Below are 19,373 nucleotides of genomic sequence, written 5' to 3' on the forward strand. Positions count from 1 at the left end.
CAAGGCCGCGCCCGCAGAGAAAGCCTGCAGCTGGAAGAGGTCGACATAAATGACTCGCGACTAAAAAACTTGAGGTTTAATCAGGGCTTGAGTGCTTTACGGGTCGGGATCAGTGCGCCGTAATCGTTGATGGCGCTGAACTCCACCTGAGCACCCGCAGCCGGTCGGACCTTGAGCGCTGGGAGCACAAATTGGCGGGTTTCACCCGGAGCGATCATGCCGTCTTCACTGCGCTCACGCTGGGCGCCAGCCACCAGTTCCAACTCGATCAGCGAAACATGGAACGCCGACGGATTGAAGGCCTGCAAGGCCAAGCCTTGCCCATCGCGTGCGGGCACCAATTGCCACTGCACCTGCTCGATCGCCTCGCTGGCAGTGCCTGGCAAGCCGGTCGGGCGATAAAACAATTTGATCCGCGAACGGAATGCCATTTGCAGCGTATTGATATCTGCACCCGCCTCGGGCTTGGGTGGAATTTCCAATACGTTGAGCCAGAACACCGACTCTTTGTCCTGGGCCATTGGAGCCCCGGTAAACAACACCCGCAGGCTTTGGCCCTTGGTCGGATCGATGCGCGCCACCGGCGGTGAAAGCAGGAACGGCGCCTTGGAGCTGGTCGGAGTCGACTCGACGCTGCCGGTGTCGATCCACGACTGGATCAGCGCTGGCTGCGTGCCATTGTTGTTGAGTTTTACCGTGATTTCTTTCTGGTCCGCCGGGTAGAGCAGGCGGGTTCCGGTAATCACTACACCCCCGATAGCCTGGGAACACGTCAGTGTCACAAGGCTTGCCAGGAGCAATTGTCTGAGGGCAGATGTGCAAGGCATTACGTAATCCCGTTGCTGCCTGGAAGCACGCCCTTTTGTTGCTGAACAGGGCGTGTATCCATGAGCGGCGACTTACTGATAATTGATGGAGTAAGTCACGGAGCCAACTACGGTACCCGGAGTGGTCGGGGCTTGAGCGTAGTACTGGACAGCGTATGGCAGGATGGCGGCCTTGGAGGTTGCATTGATGGCAATACGGCTGGTGGAAGTGACCTGCGCAGTGTTGCCGGCCTTGATCGCGTTGCCATTGGTTGCGTCAACCAATTGCAGCTGAACCTGGGTGGCAGTACCGCTCACGTTCTTCAGGTTGCCGCTGGTTGCATCAACGCTGCCGCTCGACTCAAAGAATGCAGCCGCTGTTTTCAGCGCGGCAGAGCAATCGCTCAGCTCGATATTGAAACCGGTCTGGCCTGCCACTTGGCCTTTTGCTCCCAGGGCAGCGGTAGAGATGGTTGGCAGCGTGACAGTCGACGGGCTCGCACCAGCCGCGCCGTTAACCGCAACCTTGCAGGTTTCGGCTTTCAGTTCGCCGTTGAAATCGATTTTGCCGTCTGAAGCCAGAGCAACGGTAGAGGCGGTGGCAGCGACCAGTACAGCGAGGGCGCGGGCTTTGTAATTCATGAGTAACTCCGAGAGAGCGATGTTCTACAGTAAGTTGTAAAGCCTCCGTTTATCGGAGAGCTTCTGTGCTGTTGCGGGGCTAAGTTTAGGGAGCCCACATCGAACTCAATATAGGAGTGCTCTGAAAAACAATTGAGCACGGTAAATCCCCAACAATTAAAACCACTATAAAACTTACTGTTGCACTGCACTGTTTAATGGAAAAACATTAATAGCCCGTCTATAGGAGCACTCCTAAAAACAGGCGCTGCAATGTTTATCAATAGAGAAGCTGCGAACAACCGGTGGCCGCCATCGAGCTTTATCGAGGCGGTGAGGCATATGTTGCGGCAGGGCATGCAATTCGCGGCGATTGCATCATTCCCAGAGCAACCTGTCCTGCTGTGAAGCCCCTACTCTGCCTAGGCTCCGCAGGGAAGCCCGGCCCTGTGCTCAAGCAGGCTACGGGCATGACCCGCAACCGCTTCTGCTGGCCAGTTCACTTCGTCCTGCAACAGCACTTCGATACGCTGCGTCGTGGCCGCGAAGTCCTCCCAACCGACGTCCAACGCGGCAGTGCGCAGCCTGTGTAGCGCCTCCAGCGCCATGCCGCGATCGCGCAGGGCAAGTAGTTCTATGAGGCTGTTAAGTTCCTGGCGCACGGCCTCCGGCGACCCTGGAGTTTCCAGGTACTCTGCAACTTGCGGCGCCGGGGTTACTTCGCACCAGAGTTCAATCATCTGCTGCAACATGACCTGTTGGAGCGGTTTGCTCAGTACACCATCCATACCGGCATCGAAACAACGTTGCAGGTATTCATTCCCGCTAAATTGCGAGAGCGCGATGATCGGGCAATATGAGCGTTCCTGTTGGAGCTGCGACTCACGAAACGCGCTGACCATGCGCTCGGCGTCGCCCTCTGGCGAGTCACAGTCGATCAGCACCATATCGACCCGGTGCGCACTGAACAACGCCACCGCCTGGTCGGCATCAGCCGCCAGCAGCACCGCGCAACCAAGGCTGTCGAGTTGTGCCTGCAACACTTGCCGACTGGGTAGCGAGTCGTCCACCACCAACACCTGCAAACCGTTAGCCGATTCCGCGCTCGGCGCAGGCTCAGGTGCCGGCAGTTGCGGGGAAACAGCCCGTTCAACTGGCAACCGTACCTCGACCTGGGTACCGACCCCCTGCAAGCTGCTGAGCACCAACCTGCCACGCATCAACCTGACCAGGCGCCGGCAGATCACCAGGCCCAGGCCGGTACCGCCAGTGCGCCGATAGGATTGCGTGGCCTGGGCATACGGCCGGAACAGCGAGGCTTGCGCCTGCTTGGACAAGCCTATGCCCGTATCGATGACCCGGATCACCAGTTGTCGCACCTCGACCGCAGGCTTTTCCAGCTGTAGCAACTGCACCTCTACCCGACCCACATCGGTGAACTTGACGGCGTTGCAGATCAGGTTGCGCAGCACCTGCGCCAGACGCAGTTCGTCCAGCAACAATGGGGCGCCGGGACGCTCGCCGGTGACGAGCAGCTCAATGCCCTTTTCCTGCGCTTGCGTTCGATGCTCGTCGACTACCCGCAAGACCAGCGCCCATGGGTCCACCGGTTCAAGATTGAGGGCCAGTTGCCCGGCTTCCATCTTGGAGATATCCAACACATCATCCACCAGCCGCAGCAAGGTATTGGCGCCCCTATTGGCCAAGCCGGTGAAATGTCGCTGCTGCTCATCGAGCGGGGTGTGCTCCAGCAGTTCCACGGCGGCCAGCACTGCGTTCATCGGCGAACGCACTTCATGGCTGATGACCGCCAGGAACATCGCCTTCTCCCGTTCGCTGTTCATGGCCTGGCGCCGTTGCAGGCGACTTTGCACGACCAGTCCGACGAGCACTGCCACCACGGCCAGCAGCAACCACAGCTCACCTTGGTAGTGCTCGGCAATGGCCTTGACGGTAGGAATGTCCAGGTCCATATCCGCAAACCAGGCGTCATAGATCGCCTTGCGCTCTTCGCCGCTGATGGACGCCAGCACCTTGTCCAAAATAGACAGCAGGAGCACATCGCTGTCACGTACTGCCATGCTCACACCGGTATGCAGCAACGGCAGCACCCCAGAAATCTGCAGTACCCCATGATATTGGCGGGACAGGTAGGGAATCAGCAGCCATTCCGAAGCAATCGCCGCGTCCGTGCGGCCGTCCTTGACCATCGCCATCATGTCCAGCGCATTCAGGGCAGAAACAATGGTTATCCCCGGGGCCTTACGCTTCAAAAAAGCGACGTAATCCTCCTCGCGCCCCAGCATCACCACCCGCTTGCCGGCGAGTTGCTCCAAGTCGGCAAACGGTTGATCGCCAAAACGGCTGACGATAACGGTCGAGCTGGTGTTGTAGGGCGTGGTGTAACGCAGCCCGAGATCCTTTGCCGGGTCATCGTCCCGGCGCCGGGTGGACAAGATATCGACTTCGCCGCTGATCAGCATGTCCTTGCGGGCGCTGCGCGTAGTGGTGGTGACGGGTTCGAAATACAGGCCCGTGCGCGATGCAATCAACCCCAGGTATTTGGCTGACAACCCTCTGAGTTGGCCATTGCTGATGTATTCAAAAGGCAGCAAGTTATCGAATACGCCAACACGCAGCACCGGATGGGCAGCAATCCAATCACGCTCCTGCTGGGTCAACTCCAGCGGCGTCGGGCCGGCCTGCACCCCGACGCCCAGGTTTCCCAGCACGAACGCTATCAGCAGCAGGCGTAGCAATTTGGCGTTCATCGCTGGGTCACCCGCGTGGCACGCGCGGGCGGCAGCACTTCCAGGGGAGCATCCCCGCCCAAGGCCCGCCAATGCTCAACCAACGCCCGCAGGGCCTGGGCGTAGGCCGGGCTATCCCAGCCCTCCTGCGCACGCAGCAGGCGCTCCAGATACTCGGCACTCTGCCCCAGGGCCAGCCACTCCATAATCAGCGCAGCACCGTGCAGACGATGGGCAACGTGGACGGCGCTGGGGCGGTCACAGAGCGCTATGGCCTTGATCAGGCTCCCCAGGTCACTGGCCATCTCCCGATTGATCGCCGCCTGATCCAGCTGTGGGGCCATCAGGCTCGCACGGGGTGCAGCCAGGGTGACGTCGCACCAACGCTCGATCACTTCGCGCAGTTGCCCAAGGCGTATCGGCTTGCTCAATGCGGCGTCCATCCCAGCATCCATGCAACGTTTGAGGTGCTGTTCACCGGTCAGGGCAGAAATGGCAATGATTGGGCAGCGTGGACGCCCCAAGCCGCGCTCGAACTCACGCAGTTCGCGAACCAGGCTGTAACCGTCCTGGTCCGGCAGGTCACAGTCCATCAGGATCAATTGGTAGGCCTGCTGCGCGAACAAGCTGTGGGCCTGGGCGGCATCGGCGGCGATCACCGCCTCGCAGCCAAAGCCGCCGATCTGCGCCCGCAGCACTTCCTGGTTGGCCAGAGTGTCTTCCACGACCAGGATTTGCAGGCCGCCCGTCTCGGCCTCTGGCGCGGACTGCTGAATCTGCGGTGGTTCAGCAGTCTGGGGGGCAACCGTTACCGGCACGCAGAGGATGAAGGTCGTGCCAACCCCCGGCTCACTGCTGAGTGTGAACGACCCCTGCATCAAGTTCGCCAGTTGCTGGCAGATCACCAGGCCCAGCCCGGTACCACCGGAGCGCTTGTAGGATTGACTGGCCTGGGCATATGGCCGGAACAACGACGCCTGTACCGCTTCGCTGATACCGATCCCGGTATCGCGCACCTTGACTTGCAACTGTTGACCACCGGCCGGTAGGTCCAACAGGCACAGCTTGATGTCGACACCGCCGGCATCGGTGAACTTGATGGCATTGGAAAGCAGGTTATGAAGAATCTGCGTCAGGCGGGAGCTGTCGAGTAACAGCAAGGGCAGCGCGGTGTGGATGCTCACATTCAGGCTCAGGTGCTTTTCCCGGGCGCGCAGGCGGTGCAAGCCCACTACGCCCTGCACCAGCGCCGTCACATCGGTCGGTTCAATGCTCAGGCGCAACGCCCGCGCACCCGAGCCTGGCGTGTCCAGCACGTTATCCAGCAAACGCACCAACGCATTGGCGCCGCCATTGGCAAGGTGCACAAAGTGGCGCTGCTGCTCATTGAGCCGGGTGTGCCCCAATAACTCCATGGCCGCCAGCACGGCATTCATAGGCGAACGAATTTCATGGCCCATGACCGCCAGGAACATGGTTTTTTCCTGCTCGTTGCGCACAGCCTGACGCCGCCTGCGATGGCCGCGATAGACCAGCACACACAGGCTGGCCAGCACCAACGCCCCCATGATCAGGACATGCCAGTAGTGGCTGGAGATGGCAAGCAGGGTTGGAACATCCAGATCCAGCTCGTGATACCAGTGGTCGTACATGTCATTGCGTTGCTCGGCAGTGATCGAGCCCAGGACTTTTTCGAGGATCGAATGCAGCAGTGCCTGGTCCGAGCGAACCGCCATGCTGACATCCAGCATCTGGCTGCCGACCACACCTGAAGCCTCCAGGATGCCCTGGAACTGGCGGTACAGATAAGGCATCAGGAAGGTTTCCGTGGCAACGGCCGCGTCAGCACTGCCGTCCTGGACGCGGGTCAGCATCTCCAGGGCCGATTTGCTTTTGATCAGCGTGACCTCGATTCCTGATGCTCCGACGATCTCTTCGTAATGATCCACGTCAGGAACCATCACGGTTTTGCCATGCAGTTGGTCGAGGTCGAAAATATCCGGGCCTTCGAAACGCGTCACGATGATCGGCGAGGTGGTCTGGTAGGTCAGCAAGGCAAGGCCCTTGGTGGCCGGCTCAGACCTGAAACGCAAGTAAGAGGACAGCAGATCCACCTGGCCATCGAGGAGCATTTGCTCGCGTATCTCAATGGTCCTTCCCGGAACATAGGTGAATTCAAGGCCGGTGGCATCGGTCACCAATTGCAGGTAATGCACTGAGCGTCCCTGCAGGGTGCCATCACGCATGTACTCAAAAGGTATCAGGTCTTCGACCACGCCCACCCGCAACACCGGATGCTGCTGTATCCAGCGCTGCTCCTGCTCGCTCAGTTGAACCGGGCCAGCAGCGAAGACGGCCCCTCCCAGCGACCACAACAACAAGCCCCCCAACCACCACCGCCTCATGGCGAGCCAATGATTTTGTTGAGCTTGAACAGTTCGTTGTTCGACGTAACCCCCAGCTTGCGAAACGCCGAGGTTTTCTGGGTGCTGATGGTCTTGATGCTGCGATTGAACTTCTCGGCAATTTCAGTGATGGTCATGCCCGCCAGGTAACAACGAATGACCTCCTGCTCGCGACTGGTCAACTCCGCCAGGATCAGGGCGTCCGGCACTTCGTCAGAGCCTTTGCGGGTATCACTGGTGACGGTTTCGGCCAGGCGATAGGTCATGTCGGGACTCAGGTACACCGCCCCCGATGCCACTTTGCGGATGGCCTTGACCAACTGGTCCATGTCCTCACCCTTGCCGACAAACCCGCGGGCTCCGACACGCATGGCCAGGCCCACGGTCGCCGGGTCGTGATGGGCGGACAACACAAGGATGTGGCTAGCGGGAAACTTGACTCGCAAGGCACGGATCAATGAGACGCCGTCCAACTCCTCGGGACTCAGGGAGAAATCCAGTAGCAACAAGTCTGCAGGCGCCGTGGCGAGACCGGCGATCAGGTCGCGGCTGCGCTCATAAATGCCTACCACTTCAAAGTTCGCCTCGGCCGCCAGGGTATTGGCCAGACCATGTCGAACAACCGCGTGATCATCCAACAAAGCAATACGTATAGATTTCATTATGATCGAGCCCACTCAACCCAGCGCAAGCCGCGCTGCCGAAAACAGGGATACCCAACGATAGAACAGTATATGCAACAAGCGGCAAATGACACGGCGCCAACCCGCCAGGTTCAGATACCTTCAATGAGGTGCTTGATCTTGAATAGCTCGTTGTTCGATATCACACCCAACTTGCGAAAAGCCGAAGCCTTTTGGGAGCTGATGGTCTTGATGCTACGGCTGAATTTCTCAGCAATTTCGGTGATGGTCATGCCCGTCAGATAACAGCGAATCACTTCTTGCTCACGGGCAGACAGACTGACAAAGCGCAACGCGTCCTCGCGATTGCGCGCCTCGCCGTCATAGTTGACCGCAGTGGCTTCGGCAACCCTGTAGGCCATGTCCGGGCTCAGGTAAACCGCCCCCGACGCCACCAACCGGACGGCGTCGACCAACTGACCCATATCTTCACCCTTGCCGAGAAATCCCCGGGCACCGGCACGCAAGGCCAGGATCACGGTGGCGGCGTCATGGTGCGTAGAGAACACCAGGATGCGGCATTGTGGAAACTTCACCCGTAACGCTCGAATCAGTAACACGCCATCCAACTCGCTGGGCCCCAGGACATAGTCCAGTAACAGCACCTGCGCCGGGTCCTTGGCCAGCCCTGCCAATAGTTCACGCGTACGGGCGTAGACACCGACCACTTCAAAATCAGGTTCCTGCAGCAATCGATTGACCAGGCCATGTCGCACGATTGCATGATCATCCAGCAAAGCAATTTGTAAGCGTTTCATAGATCACAGGACACTCTGTATAACGAGCAAAAAGATGAAAAATAACGCTATCTCATCATTGGTAAGTTGCCGTCAGGGAAGACGGACCTACAACATCAATTCCATCCGTGCAACTGAGCCATCGCACATTAAAAACAAACAGGCGAACTTTCGATCAGGCAATACAACACCCACCGGCAAACTTTAAGTTGCCAGGCAAGTAGTCGACTTTTTGAGATTCAAGACATCCAGCAGTGGTTATCGAATGGGCAGAGCAGTTAACTCCAGCGGCATACAATTTAAAAAAATCGATGATGGAAATTTAAAGCCATGACGAAACAATTGAAATAAGAGCACTCCTAAAAACCGCCTCCTCCCAGAGCCACACAGACAGAAGTATGTTTACGGGTGTTTCCCCCGCTCAATCAGGAAGCTCAAAAAGGCCTCGATTTCCATCGGCCGCGCCAGCGCATAACCCTGCCCGACGCGGCAGCCCAGGCGATGCAGCAGAGGGATCGTGGACTCATCCTCAATGCCCTCGGCCACCAGGTTCAGATTCAGCAGGCCGGCCCAACTGACGATACCCGCAATCACCTTGCGTGATGACGAGTGCTGCTCTACGGCACGCACGAATGAGCCGTCGATTTTCATCTCATCGAACGACAGGTTCGCCAACAGGTTCAACGTGGCCGCGCCGGTACCAAAATCATCCAGGGACACCTGGAAACCCTTGGCGCGGATTGCCGTCAGCGATGCGGAAAGATGCAGTTCGTCCGGTTCGGGTACGTCCTCGGTAAGCTCGATTTTCAGCAAGTGGTTTGGCAATTCGGCCTGCTGCATCCGTGTGGCGAGGCGGTCGGCAAAATATGGGGTGCAAATGGTTTTTGCCGAGGCATTCACCGCGATGGGGATCAGAATGTTTTCACGCTTGAGGGCCAGCATCGCCCGGATGCTCCACATTTCCACCAGGCTGAACAGCAACAGGTCCAGGCCCAGTCGGTTAACCAACGGCATCAGCACCGACGGCGGGATTTCACCAAAGCGCGGGTGCTTCCAGCGCACCAATGCCTCGGCTCCCACTACACGCCGGCTCAACAGCTCGAATTGTGGCTGGAACACAAAGCGCAAGCCCTCCCCCGTGGTCAGCGCATTGATCACTTCATCCTCGGCCAAGGCGTCGAATGTGGTCATGTGCAACTGCGGGTCCGGTTTCGCGCGGGTCAGCATCACGGCTCGCAAGGCATCGCCCAGTTCCAGGGTTGCGCCTTCGCGCAGGATCTCCACCAGAATCCCGGCGGCGCGGGCCAATCGGGCATGGGACTCCAACGCACTGATGGCGACCCCGCCCATGTGCTTGATCCAGCGCTGCGGGGTGCCGCCATGCAGGGAAGCCACGCCGCCCTCTTCCACAGCACGCACCTGCGCATTCAAGGTGGCTTCACCGGTCCAGAAGATGCTCGGCAACTGCGCCACGGCGCCGGCTTCGTGCAGCCCCTTGAGCAGGCTTGGCAGCATCAGCCCATCATCAGACCCCGGACGAATTTCGCAGCAGATGACGTCCACCGGCTGGTCGACCAGCCAGGCCTCTACGTCGCTCAAGGATTTAGCGTTGGCCAGCGCTGTAACGCCCATACTGCTCAACGCGCCGGACAGCCAATTGGCACAGGTGGCGTCGGTTGCCAACGTGATAACGCGTAGGGCGTTGAACTCGTTGGGTACGGCGGCATTTACGATCATGACAAGAATTTCCCGATACTTTTCCAGGAAAAAAGCTTATCAGTGGCAAAAAAGAAGCAAATAGGATTGGGACTAAAAGCACCCTTGTCTGCGGGTGGGCGACCCATAACGGAGCGCTGTGCGGTGGGTATCAGGGCAGTTGTGCTGCGTCAGCGTTGACGAATATCGCCGGCAAGCCGGCTCCTACAGGAAAAAAAACATTAAGCGGTGAATTATTTCGTGTCCTCATGTATCTGACCGAGTAGACCATGCCATTAAAACAATGGCATCGACACCGTTCAGTGACAGAGTGACCTGTATGAAATCACGCAAGAAAAGTGTCAGCCCAATCGGGTTGAAAGACATCACCATTGTCGACGACGCCAAGATGCGCAAGGCGATCACCGCCGCAGCACTGGGCAATGCCATGGAGTGGTTCGACTTCGGGGTGTATGGCTTCGTGGCCTATGTGCTGGGCAAGGTGTTCTTCCCCGGCGCCGACCCTGGCGTGCAGATGATCGCAGCGCTGGCGACCTTTTCCGTGCCGTTCCTGATCCGCCCACTGGGTGGCCTGTTCTTTGGTGCGCTGGGGGATAAGTACGGGCGGCAGAAAGTCCTCGCGGCCACCATCGTGATCATGTCCATCAGCACCTTTGCCATCGGCCTGATTCCGTCCTATGCCTCGATTGGCATCTGGGCCCCGATCCTGTTGCTGTTGGCCAAGATGGCCCAGGGCTTCTCGGTGGGTGGTGAATACACCGGGGCCTCGATCTTCGTCGCCGAATACGCCCCCGACCGCAAGCGCGGCTTCCTCGGCAGTTGGCTGGACTTCGGCTCCATCGCAGGCTTTGTGCTCGGTGCGGGCGTAGTGGTGGCGATCTCCAGCGTGCTGGGTGAAGAACAGTTCCAGGAGTGGGGCTGGCGCCTGCCGTTCTTCCTCGCCCTGCCCCTGGGCATGATCGGCTTGTACCTGCGCCACGCCCTGGAAGAAACCCCAGCCTTCCAACAGCATGTCGAAAAGCTTGAACAGGGCGACCGCGAAGGCCTGGCACGTGGCCCGCGCGTATCGTTCAAGGAGGTCGCCACTCAGCATTGGCGCAGCCTGCTGACCTGTGTCGGCGTGGTGGCCGTGACCAACGTCACCTATTACATGCTGCTCACCTACATGCCCAGCTACCTGACGCACAACTTGCACTACAGCGAAAACCACGGGGTGCTGATCATCATCGCGATCATGGTCGGCATGCTGTTCGTGCAACCCATGATCGGCTTTATCAGCGACAAGGTCGGGCGCCGGCCCTTTATCATCGCCGGCAGTATCGGCCTGCTGGCCCTGGCTATTCCGGCCTTTATGCTGATCAACAGCGGCAAGCTCGGGCTGATCTTCGCAGGCTTGCTGATGCTGGCGGTGGTGCTGAACTTTTTTATCGGCGTGATGGCGTCCACCCTGCCCGCGATGTTTCCTACCCACATCCGCTACAGCGCCCTGGCCAGTGCGTTCAACATCTCGGTACTGATCGCCGGCCTGACCCCGACCGCCGTGGCCTGGCTGGTGGAAAGTACCAACGACCTGTACATGCCTGCGTACTACCTGATGGTCATTGCCGTGGTGGGCCTGGTCACCGGCCTGACCATGAAGGAAACCGCCAACAAACCCCTGCGCGGCGCGGCCCCGGCAGCGTCGGACATGGAAGAGGCACGGGAGCTGTTGCAGGAGCATCACGACAATATCGAACAGAAGATCGAAGACCTCGACGAACAGATCGCCGAGCTGGAAGCCAAGCGCCAGAACCTGGCGCAACAGCATCCGCGGATTGACTGATTGCGCTACACAACAAATGTAGGAGCTGGCTTGCCAACGATAGCGTTGGGTCAGCCACCGACAATGGTGACTGAACCACCGCCCTCTCGAGCAAGCCCGCTCCTACAGGGGATGACGGCGGACCAATCGACAGTATCGCCGACTCGCCCTGGCTCATCTGATTTCGGAACCTGTGGCTTAGAAAGCGTATTGCAGGCGCATCACCACCCCATCACCGGTGTCATCACCCAGGGTGTTGCTGACGTTGTCCGTGCGGGCCTTGACGTAGTTGGCGCTGACCTTGACCGCCTCATTGGCGTACCAGTTGACGCCCAGGGTATGCGCCTTGCCCTGGCTGTCACCTACCTGGCGCACATTGGTGCTGACCACGACATTATCGTCTTCGACGGTAAACGCGTCGTAGCGGTAGAACACCTCCCAGGCGCCGATTTGTTTGTTTTGCGGTTTGATGGAGTCGAACTTGGCGCCATCGAGTTTGTAGATGCGAGGCTCGCCGGTCAGGGTATAGGCCAGTTGTGCGTAGTAGCCGCTGGCTTTGATGTCACTCTGTGCTGCATCGGCCTTGAGGGTCCGTCGCAGGTACTCACCCTGCACCGAGAACGCGTCCAGCGCCCAAGCACCTTCCAGGCCCCACACCGAGTCGTCCTGCCATAAGCCTTGCTGGGCCGCACTCCCGCCAAATACCGAGCGGGTGCCATTGGTGCCGGCACTGTTGCCACCGTTGGTCTCGACGCCACGCATGCCCATGCGTGAGCGGATGCGCGTGTCGATGGCGGCGTCCTTGAGGTCTCGGTAGGCGTATTGCAGCCCTACGTGCAACACATTGCCGGATTCGTGCAGTGGCGCAAACACGCCGCGCAGGTTGTAGCGCTTGACGCTGTCGCCGTCAGTGTCGTTGTTGTTTTCGCTGAACACACTGCCGGACAAATAGGCCATCTGTCCCACCACGCCGTTGGCCTGTACGCCCATGCCGACGTTGTCGTTGACCCACTCGGCCACATCGTAGGAAAGGTTACGCTCCAGGGTCGTGACCCATTTGGAACTGGTGGCTTTCTCCAAGCCAAAATCGGTGTAGAAACGCCCTACTTTTACATTCAACGGATTGAACCCGGTGTAGGTCACGCTGCCTTCGTCGAAGTAACCTGCGCTGTCATTGCCCACGTTACGGGACAGGTCGTAGTTGATCTGGTATTTCCAGTCCTTGTAGACCGTGCCGCCAAACTCCAGATAGGCACGCCGAAAATACGCGGCGTCCGCCGTGTTGCCGTTACGGGTGTAGTAATCATCAAACCGGGCGTAATCGGCCTGGATACGCCCGCCCAGCTTGAAGCTGAACTCTTTATCGGCAGTGGCCACTTCCAGGCCGCCCTTGGTTTTGAGCACAATATCGGCGCCATCGGTGGTTACCGTGCCTGCCTGCGCCGAAATGGCCAATACGCTGCCCGCCACCGCCAGGCTGAATTGAGTTAACCGAACGCACTTTGAATAACTAATCGACATCAACTTCCCCTCACTATCGTTAAGTATTACTTGGCGACGGGGAGTTTCCAAAGACCAAATGACATTTTGGATTTATTCACAAGACAGTTTTGTGACCATGGATATTTCTTGCCCTTTAACCGCGACAAGGACCTTATAAACAAGGGAATTACAAGTTACACAGGCATTCACATCGAATATTTCAGAATGGTTAAAACCAATACCAACTTAGATGACTCTTTCAAACCAGTCACGCCGTTCTTCGAACACTTTGTGAATCAACGCCACCAGCGCTTGCACATGGGGTTGCTCAGCGGTCAAGGGCGCCGTGGACAGCCATGCCAGCCGTTCCATAGGCTCACCAAACAAGGGGGTCAGGGCCAGCAGGTTTTTATCCAAATGGCCGATGTAGTCCGGTAACAAACCGACACAGGCACTGTGCCTGACCCACTCCTGCACCCACGCCTGGGAATGCACCTGGGCCACTGCGCGCTGGCGCTGTTTGACCAGGCGGTTCCAGGGTGCAAACGCCGCAACCGGCGCATTCGTACGGCCTTGCACCAGCATAAAGTCGGACAAGTGCGCAATTTGCGTCGGCAAACGGTTGCCGCGACAGTAACGCTTGGCCATATGCGGGCTGAAGTCAATGCGCGCCAGACGTTGCGGCGTGGTCATGGCAAACCCCGGCGCTGGACGAGGACGGTCAGCATCCGCCAACCACACCATGACATCCGCCTGGCGTGTTGGCTCGCCCGTCAGCGGGATGACTTCCAACTGCATTGCCGGGTGCTTGCGCATAAAATCCAGCACCTCACGCGCCAGCAGGTCGTGCATGAGGGAGTCTTCCACGGCCAGACGCAACAGCGGTTGAGGCACGGCGCCCACTTGTGGTTGAACATCGCCAAACCGCGCTATCAGCAGCGCTTGCAGGCGCTGCCCCTTGAGGGTCAGGCGTAGGGCATTTTCTCGTAATACAAACAGCGGGCTACCCAGCCGCCCCTCCAACTGGGCCAGTTGCTTGCGCAGTTCTGCAGTACGGATATTCAGGCTACGGGCAGCCTGGCGAAAGCTGGCACAGCGTGCGCATGTCAGAAAACGCTGCGCCAGCTCGCGGTCAATCAACGGTGCCTGCGCAGTCATAGGGCAACCTTTCAGCGGCCATTATTACGGCACTGCCCCATGACTTGATATTCGATAGTGTTGAGCTTGCCGCTCGAGTCCTCGTAAGTCATGCGCGACGGGACGATGTCGCAGGAGCTGATCTTAGGGGTCACGTTGACCACCTTGGCGATGTCCAGTTTCATGCCATAGCGATAGTCCTGGACCTGGGGTTGTTCCTTACCTTGTTTTAGCGCATAAGCAGCCATGGCTTGCTGGTTATCGCTCATCAACTTCTCATACCCACGATCACCGCCGTTTGTGGCGAACGCGACCGTGGATAATGACAACGCCAATGCAGCAATACTTAGTTTCAACAGGTTCATCAGATTTATCTCTCAAGTCATTTTTCCAGACTTGAGATTAACTAACCGACCCTTTCACCAAGGTAGCTTAAAGATTACCTTTCTGTTATGTGCAACTAAGCCTGACGATAATCACCGCCCAGTGCCGCCGCCGCCAGGTGCGCCACCCCGAGGGTGATTCCCGGCTCTTCACCGTCTTCGAGCATCCAGGTCGACGACAAACCTGCCCAGGCGAGCACCCATTGCAGGAGCCTACGCCGCTCGATTCCAGAGGCTTTGGCGACCACTTCGATCCGCCGCGCAAAGCACTCGGGAGCCAGGGCGCTTTGATCGGGGTTGCAGAAGAGGTTGGCGTAATCAAAGCCGCGCTCGCCGTAGAGGCCCTTGGGGTCGATAGCCAGCCAGCCGGCCGCGGCAAAATCCAGGACATTGCCATGGTGGATGTCGCCATGCAGTACCGCGACATCCTGGGGCGCCGCCAGCAGATCGCGGGCGGTGCTGGCGCACTGCGCAAGGATCCCGCCGTGCCTCGCCGCCCCCGGCCATAGCGCTTCGAACCACCGCGCCAGGGGAACCAGCGCGGGAATCGGCTTGGCCCGTGGCGCATGCAGGCGCGCGGCCACGCCACAAAGGATGCGCGTGGCCTCTTCATCGCGACCGCCGTTGGCCATCTGTACAAGCGAAGCCGAGCCCAGCGCACGCACCATCAGCAAGGCCTCCCCGTCATAGGCCAGCACCGGCGCTGCACCGTCACCGTCCCACCAGGCCATCAGCACGCTGCCGGCTTGCTCCTCGGCCACTTGGGAGACCTTGAGCATGGCCGGCACACCGTCCTGGCGAACAGGCAATAGATTGCCGTTGCGCGAGGCGAATGCATCGCCATCGACGGTCAGGTCCCATCGTTCCAGGTATTGATCAAATAGACACATCATGGCTGAGGCGGGAACTTCACAAAGCCCATGGCAAACAGCCAACCGCTGAGCATGGACAGGTAGATGGAGGTATATGAAGCAACGGTGTAGTCCAATAAGAAGTTGAGCGCGGTGAACGCAATGGCAGCGCACAGGAACTGCGTGCGGGTAAACCGCCTCACAAAGCGTTCCATTGCGACATTCAAGGTGCGCAGGTACTTCATTGGTTTTCCCCTGGAAATGGTGACGGCCTCTACACAGTTGCGCCCGTCGGCCCTGAAAAGCGCAAGAATAGTGCTGCATGGAGTTGACGAGAATCAACCACCGAGATGCCCTGGTTGCCCGTACAGCAAAACTGGCCGAGGCTGCGATAGCGCACGCGTTGCCAGCCCTAGGCCAGGGTATTCCACACCTGCGCCAACCCCACCAGGTGCACCAGCCCGTACACCACGCAAATCCCCGAGCTGATCATGATAAAGCGCGTACTACGGCCCGTGCCGGCCAACACGAACGGGCCCAGCAGACCACGCAACAGATACACCAGGGTGATTACGCACAACGCAGGGCGCAGCAGGGGCAAGGGGTCGATCACTCCGGCGCCGGACAGCGCATAGGCCGACCACGCGGCGAGCACCAGGGCAATCCCCGCCGTCACCACCGCCGGGAAGCGGCGACCGGCCTTGGCTGCACGTACAAAGCGCTCGCCCGCACCAAACAGGTGATACCAGGACGGCCCTTTGATGATGACCCCGATATGCATCAGCGCCACCAGCAGGTTAAGCCCGGCAGCGACCAGCAGTGCCGTGTTGTATTCCATTCCATCACTCCCTGATGCCAATTAGCCACATTGCGCGCAAAGGTATCATGCCCCCTCTCCCACGGCGATCAGCGCATTAAAATCGGCCCCGCAAGCCTGATCACTATCGACTGCCGCGAGACTGGACCGACCGGCGGCAACCCTTTCAGCCAGTTGATGCCGCACTATATCCGGCATGCCTCTACGCCCGACTCTCCCCGCCCCACCCTTTGAATACCCTGCCCACCTTCGCGCCCAGGCCGAGGCGGCACCGCGTGCGCCCGGCGTGTATTTTTTCTACGCGCAAGGTGAATCGATGCCGCTGTACATCGGTAAAAGTGTCGATATCCGCAGCCGCCTGCTGGCGCACCTGCGTACCCCCGAAGAAGCGCGCATGTTGCGCCAGGCACAGCGGATCGAATATCAGCAAACCGCGGGAGAAATCGGTGCGCTGTTGCTGGAGTCGCGCCTGATCAAAGAGATGCAGCCTTTGAAGAACAAGCGCCTGCGCCGGCAGCGCCGCCTGTGCTCGCTACGCCTGCACGGGGGCAAACTGCAGATCATCGACACCACCGCGCTGGCCGAGGGGCCGCAGTTGTACGGGCTGTTTCGCAGCCGACGCATGGCAATCGAAGCGTTGATCCTGCTCGCCGACGAGCACCGCCTCTGCCATAGCCTGCTGGGTATAGAACCACCCAGCGCGAAGGGCTGTTTCCGTGCGCAGATCCGTAAATGCGCCGGGGCATGCCGGGGCGATGAAACCCATGCAGCCCACACCGAGCGTTTGCTGCAGGCGTTGGCCCACTGGGCCGTCCATCGCTGGCCATACCCCGCCGCCATTGCACTGCACGAACGCCATGGCCAGTTGGAGCAATACCACGTCGTGGATAACTGGCGGTACATCGGGACTTACGCCTGCGAGGCCGAGGCCCGATTGGCGCCGGCCTTTCCATCGCAGTCGTTCGATGCTGACAGCTACAAAATCCTTGTACGGCCCGTGCTTTTCGAGAGTGCTCGTGTGGTGCTGCTGTCGTAAGAGGCGCCTTGCAGAGCCAGCGCGCCAGGAACCTTTTGCACAATCGGGAATCAGTGCTGCATGTTTTCACACCAACAACTCAGCGAATTCCCAATGATTTTCAGAAGATCCCTGCTCTGTATCGCCTTGGTGTCCATCGGCTTTATTGCCGGGTACGCCGCAAAACCCAATGATGTGCTTCAACTGACCGCTGGCCAACTCATAGAGTGTGGCGAGGTGACCATTCCTACGCTGGGCATGTGAGCCCGAAATCCGGCCGCTTTCGGTAGAGGTTACTCAGGCTTGGATTCCGGAACCCGCAGGTGCGCGCCGCAACCATAGCTGCCTGAACTACTTTGATAAAACGTCTCCCCCGTATGATGGGCGGCATTCTGTTTCAGGAAATCAACGCTGTTAAGATCGCGGGATACTGGTTCAGGACTCGTGGCGAGCGATCTGCGGGAGGAAACTGAATGCACAAGATGCCTATAATTCTGGCACCGAGGATAGAGAGCAGCAAAAATTGAAAAAGAACTCGTACCTCTATTTGGTGCCTATGATTTTTGGAACGATGCTGACTATTTCATTGCTTTTCGCATGGCGTAGCCATATTTACTCAGTGATTTTTTTCAAGCCGAACTTTCAAAAAATCTATATCACCAGCTCATTAATCTTGGCAGCTATAAGCTCGTTAGGCTTTATCATCTTTAAAAAAGACATATTGTCTGGAAACCTCATAAACACCCTAAAAAAGATTACAGCACTTCCACTGGCATTATTTTTAGTGTGCCTGCTAACCCTACAAATTCCGCTCTCACTTTTAATTTATTTATCCGACGGAACTCAAAGCACTTACACAACGGCATATACACAATCCCCTGGCGGTAGAAATAGCTGCCGCGGCATTGAGATTTTTGAGCCAGAGCTAAACAAGGAAATAAAAATATGTCACTTCAGTGGCGACAGCAATAAGGGTTTAGTCAAGATTTATAAAACCAGCAATACGAAAGGCATCGTCATAACAGGCGCCGCATTTTATTGACGGTTTTTCCAGGTTTGAGATGACTGGCTGGAACAGCTGGCCCCCCCCTAACCTGCCTTCAAGCTGCGATGCGTAGTAAGCACGCCTTTGTCGTCAAACAGGAAAATCATCTGGTTCCCCCCATTATCCTGGCAAACCACACCTTCAGTTTCCCCGTCAACAATCCCTTGGCAAGCCATGTTCCAGACATAAGGACGGATTTGGCACTTCAGCGTCTTACCGTCTTCAATCACCAGATGATGGGTGGCGGAGATGCTTTCTGGAGCGGGTTTTGGGCAGGCTCCCTCCCCCCAGTTGATACCTTGGTGATTAGGTTGGGAAACACAACCAGCCAGCAGGAGCATGGGCAACAGGCATTTGTAATTCATGATCACCATCCTTAGTTGTTGCTCTGTAACAGGGCGCGGGATGCTCGACCCCGTAAAGATGTAGCAGATACTCTAGAACCCCGGCGGAATGTAACCAGGGACGTAAGGAATATTTTTACACTTATTACTGACTATACGGCCATTATCAATCTTGAAATCCACAATCTTGCCAAACGGGTTGACGGTGGCCTCAATCGTACAATCAGAACTGTGCCCTACAGTTTCATAATACTCCGTGTACACCATGCCGTTACCGGTATGATTCATCGAGGTTCCTGCAGCTTCGGTATTGGTCCAGCTTGAAGACTTCTCCCATGTCAGGACAATAAGTTCCTCTCCATTCGCGCCCTTTACCTTCTTGACTGCTGCTGGTTTACCAAATAGGTTCAAGGCTTCCTGATCTGACCTTCCCACCCATCGCTCCTGAGCAATCACCCGGCAACCATTAACAAGCAAGATAACCGGAATTATTGTGGCAACCAGCAACACCTTCGAGATGCGATTAAACATAAAACCTCTTTCACAATAAAAACAAAGTAAAAAAGTTAGCATTGATGCCCTTACTGGGGAATTAGCACAGATGTGCTAATGGCTCATTGCCCCGTTGTAAAACAAGTAGTGATTGCGCCGATTGTTTAGCTGATACCCTTGCGGTTCAACGTGCTACCTACTCAACTGTTTTGACCCCCTTCCCGGCGTCCTGCCGACAGAACACAAGCTCCCGAATAGCACACGAGTCCTGAGACTTATCGTATGCCC

Annotated in this window: 19 protein-coding genes; 4 read left to right on the forward strand and 15 right to left on the reverse strand. The window is 57.8% G+C overall.

The features are described 5' to 3' along the window. Positions 1 to 80 precede the first annotated feature (80 nt). From HBO12_RS20570 to HBO12_RS20600, 7 genes are all read right to left on the reverse strand, one after another. Complete coding sequence (locus HBO12_RS20570) at positions 81 to 746, reverse strand: fimbria/pilus periplasmic chaperone (protein ID WP_346343189.1); 666 nt, start codon at positions 744 to 746, stop codon at positions 81 to 83. 153 nt (positions 747 to 899) lie between these two features. Further along, the gene (locus HBO12_RS20575) at positions 900 to 1,448 is read right to left on the reverse strand and encodes a fimbrial protein (protein ID WP_169954308.1); all 549 of its coding nucleotides are present in this window, start codon (positions 1,446 to 1,448) and stop codon (positions 900 to 902) included. 401 nt (positions 1,449 to 1,849) lie between these two features. Then, complete coding sequence (locus HBO12_RS20580; protein WP_170043075.1) at positions 1,850 to 4,198, reverse strand: ATP-binding protein; 2,349 nt, start codon at positions 4,196 to 4,198, stop codon at positions 1,850 to 1,852. Next, positions 4,195 to 6,558 (reverse strand): ATP-binding protein, encoded by a 2,364-nt coding sequence (locus tag HBO12_RS20585; protein ID WP_262377049.1) that lies wholly within the window; start codon positions 6,556 to 6,558, stop codon positions 4,195 to 4,197. The genes HBO12_RS20580 and HBO12_RS20585 overlap by 4 nt, the downstream gene beginning before the upstream one ends. A gap of 20 nt (positions 6,559 to 6,578) precedes the next feature. After that, positions 6,579 to 7,244: a response regulator transcription factor gene (locus tag HBO12_RS20590; protein ID WP_170043077.1), complete on the reverse strand. Its 666-nt coding sequence runs from the start codon at positions 7,242 to 7,244 to the stop codon at positions 6,579 to 6,581. 113 nt (positions 7,245 to 7,357) lie between these two features. Then, entirely contained in the window at positions 7,358 to 8,023 is a 666-nt protein-coding gene (locus HBO12_RS20595; RefSeq protein WP_169954312.1) for a response regulator transcription factor, read from the reverse strand. A gap of 381 nt (positions 8,024 to 8,404) precedes the next feature. Continuing rightward, the gene (locus HBO12_RS20600) at positions 8,405 to 9,739 is read right to left on the reverse strand and encodes an EAL domain-containing protein (RefSeq protein WP_169954313.1); all 1,335 of its coding nucleotides are present in this window, start codon (positions 9,737 to 9,739) and stop codon (positions 8,405 to 8,407) included. A 298-nt stretch (positions 9,740 to 10,037) separates the two neighbouring features. On the opposite strand from HBO12_RS20600, the gene proP reads away from it, so the two are divergent. Further along, complete coding sequence (gene proP, locus HBO12_RS20605; RefSeq protein WP_169954314.1) at positions 10,038 to 11,540, forward strand: glycine betaine/L-proline transporter ProP; 1,503 nt, start codon at positions 10,038 to 10,040, stop codon at positions 11,538 to 11,540. 177 nt (positions 11,541 to 11,717) lie between these two features. On the opposite strand, the gene HBO12_RS20610 is transcribed toward proP, so the two are convergent. The 6 genes from HBO12_RS20610 to HBO12_RS20635 all read right to left on the reverse strand — a co-directional run bounded on the left by HBO12_RS20610 (position 11,718) and on the right by HBO12_RS20635 (position 16,210). Then, positions 11,718 to 13,040, reverse strand: a complete 1,323-nt coding sequence (locus tag HBO12_RS20610; RefSeq protein ID WP_170043078.1) for an OprO/OprP family phosphate-selective porin — start codon at positions 13,038 to 13,040, stop codon at positions 11,718 to 11,720. A 207-nt stretch (positions 13,041 to 13,247) separates the two neighbouring features. Next, on the reverse strand, positions 13,248 to 14,159 hold the full coding sequence (locus HBO12_RS20615) for a LysR family transcriptional regulator (RefSeq protein WP_169954316.1): 912 nt from the start codon (positions 14,157 to 14,159) through the stop codon (positions 13,248 to 13,250). 11 nt (positions 14,160 to 14,170) lie between these two features. Next, positions 14,171 to 14,503: a DUF2790 domain-containing protein gene (locus tag HBO12_RS20620; RefSeq protein WP_169954317.1), complete on the reverse strand. Its 333-nt coding sequence runs from the start codon at positions 14,501 to 14,503 to the stop codon at positions 14,171 to 14,173. A 95-nt stretch (positions 14,504 to 14,598) separates the two neighbouring features. Further along, on the reverse strand, positions 14,599 to 15,414 hold the full coding sequence (locus HBO12_RS20625) for an aminoglycoside phosphotransferase family protein (protein WP_222931752.1): 816 nt from the start codon (positions 15,412 to 15,414) through the stop codon (positions 14,599 to 14,601). Further along, on the reverse strand, positions 15,411 to 15,617 hold the full coding sequence (locus tag HBO12_RS20630; protein ID WP_170043079.1) for a hypothetical protein: 207 nt from the start codon (positions 15,615 to 15,617) through the stop codon (positions 15,411 to 15,413). Before HBO12_RS20630 ends, HBO12_RS20625 begins: the two co-directional genes overlap by 4 nt. A 167-nt stretch (positions 15,618 to 15,784) precedes the next feature. Further along, on the reverse strand, positions 15,785 to 16,210 hold the full coding sequence (locus HBO12_RS20635) for a hypothetical protein (RefSeq protein WP_170043080.1): 426 nt from the start codon (positions 16,208 to 16,210) through the stop codon (positions 15,785 to 15,787). Positions 16,211 to 16,505: 295 nt separating this feature from the next. Here HBO12_RS20635 and HBO12_RS20640 point away from each other — a divergent pair, with 295 nt between their 5' ends. The 3 genes from HBO12_RS20640 to HBO12_RS20650 all read left to right on the forward strand — a co-directional run bounded on the left by HBO12_RS20640 (position 16,506) and on the right by HBO12_RS20650 (position 18,246). Beyond that, positions 16,506 to 17,225 carry an endonuclease gene (locus HBO12_RS20640; RefSeq protein ID WP_262377050.1) on the forward strand — a complete coding sequence of 240 codons (720 nt, stop codon included), beginning with the start codon at positions 16,506 to 16,508 and terminating at the stop codon, positions 17,223 to 17,225. Positions 17,226 to 17,285: 60 nt separating this feature from the next. After that, positions 17,286 to 17,468: a hypothetical protein gene (locus tag HBO12_RS20645; protein ID WP_170043068.1), complete on the forward strand. Its 183-nt coding sequence runs from the start codon at positions 17,286 to 17,288 to the stop codon at positions 17,466 to 17,468. 259 nt (positions 17,469 to 17,727) lie between these two features. Beyond that, positions 17,728 to 18,246 (forward strand): hypothetical protein, encoded by a 519-nt coding sequence (locus HBO12_RS20650; protein WP_170043082.1) that lies wholly within the window; start codon positions 17,728 to 17,730, stop codon positions 18,244 to 18,246. 47 nt (positions 18,247 to 18,293) lie between these two features. Here HBO12_RS20650 and HBO12_RS20655 read toward each other — a convergent pair whose 3' ends face one another. Both HBO12_RS20655 and HBO12_RS20660 read right to left on the reverse strand, forming a co-directional pair. Beyond that, entirely contained in the window at positions 18,294 to 18,614 is a 321-nt protein-coding gene (locus HBO12_RS20655; RefSeq protein ID WP_169954322.1) for a hypothetical protein, read from the reverse strand. A 72-nt stretch (positions 18,615 to 18,686) separates the two neighbouring features. Next, positions 18,687 to 19,124, reverse strand: a complete 438-nt coding sequence (locus HBO12_RS20660; RefSeq protein ID WP_169954323.1) for a hypothetical protein — start codon at positions 19,122 to 19,124, stop codon at positions 18,687 to 18,689. Positions 19,125 to 19,373: the final 249 nt, after the last annotated feature.

Source organism: Pseudomonas sp. WS 5059 (assembly GCF_012985525.1).
Taxonomy (GTDB): Bacteria; Pseudomonadota; Gammaproteobacteria; order Pseudomonadales; family Pseudomonadaceae; genus Aquipseudomonas.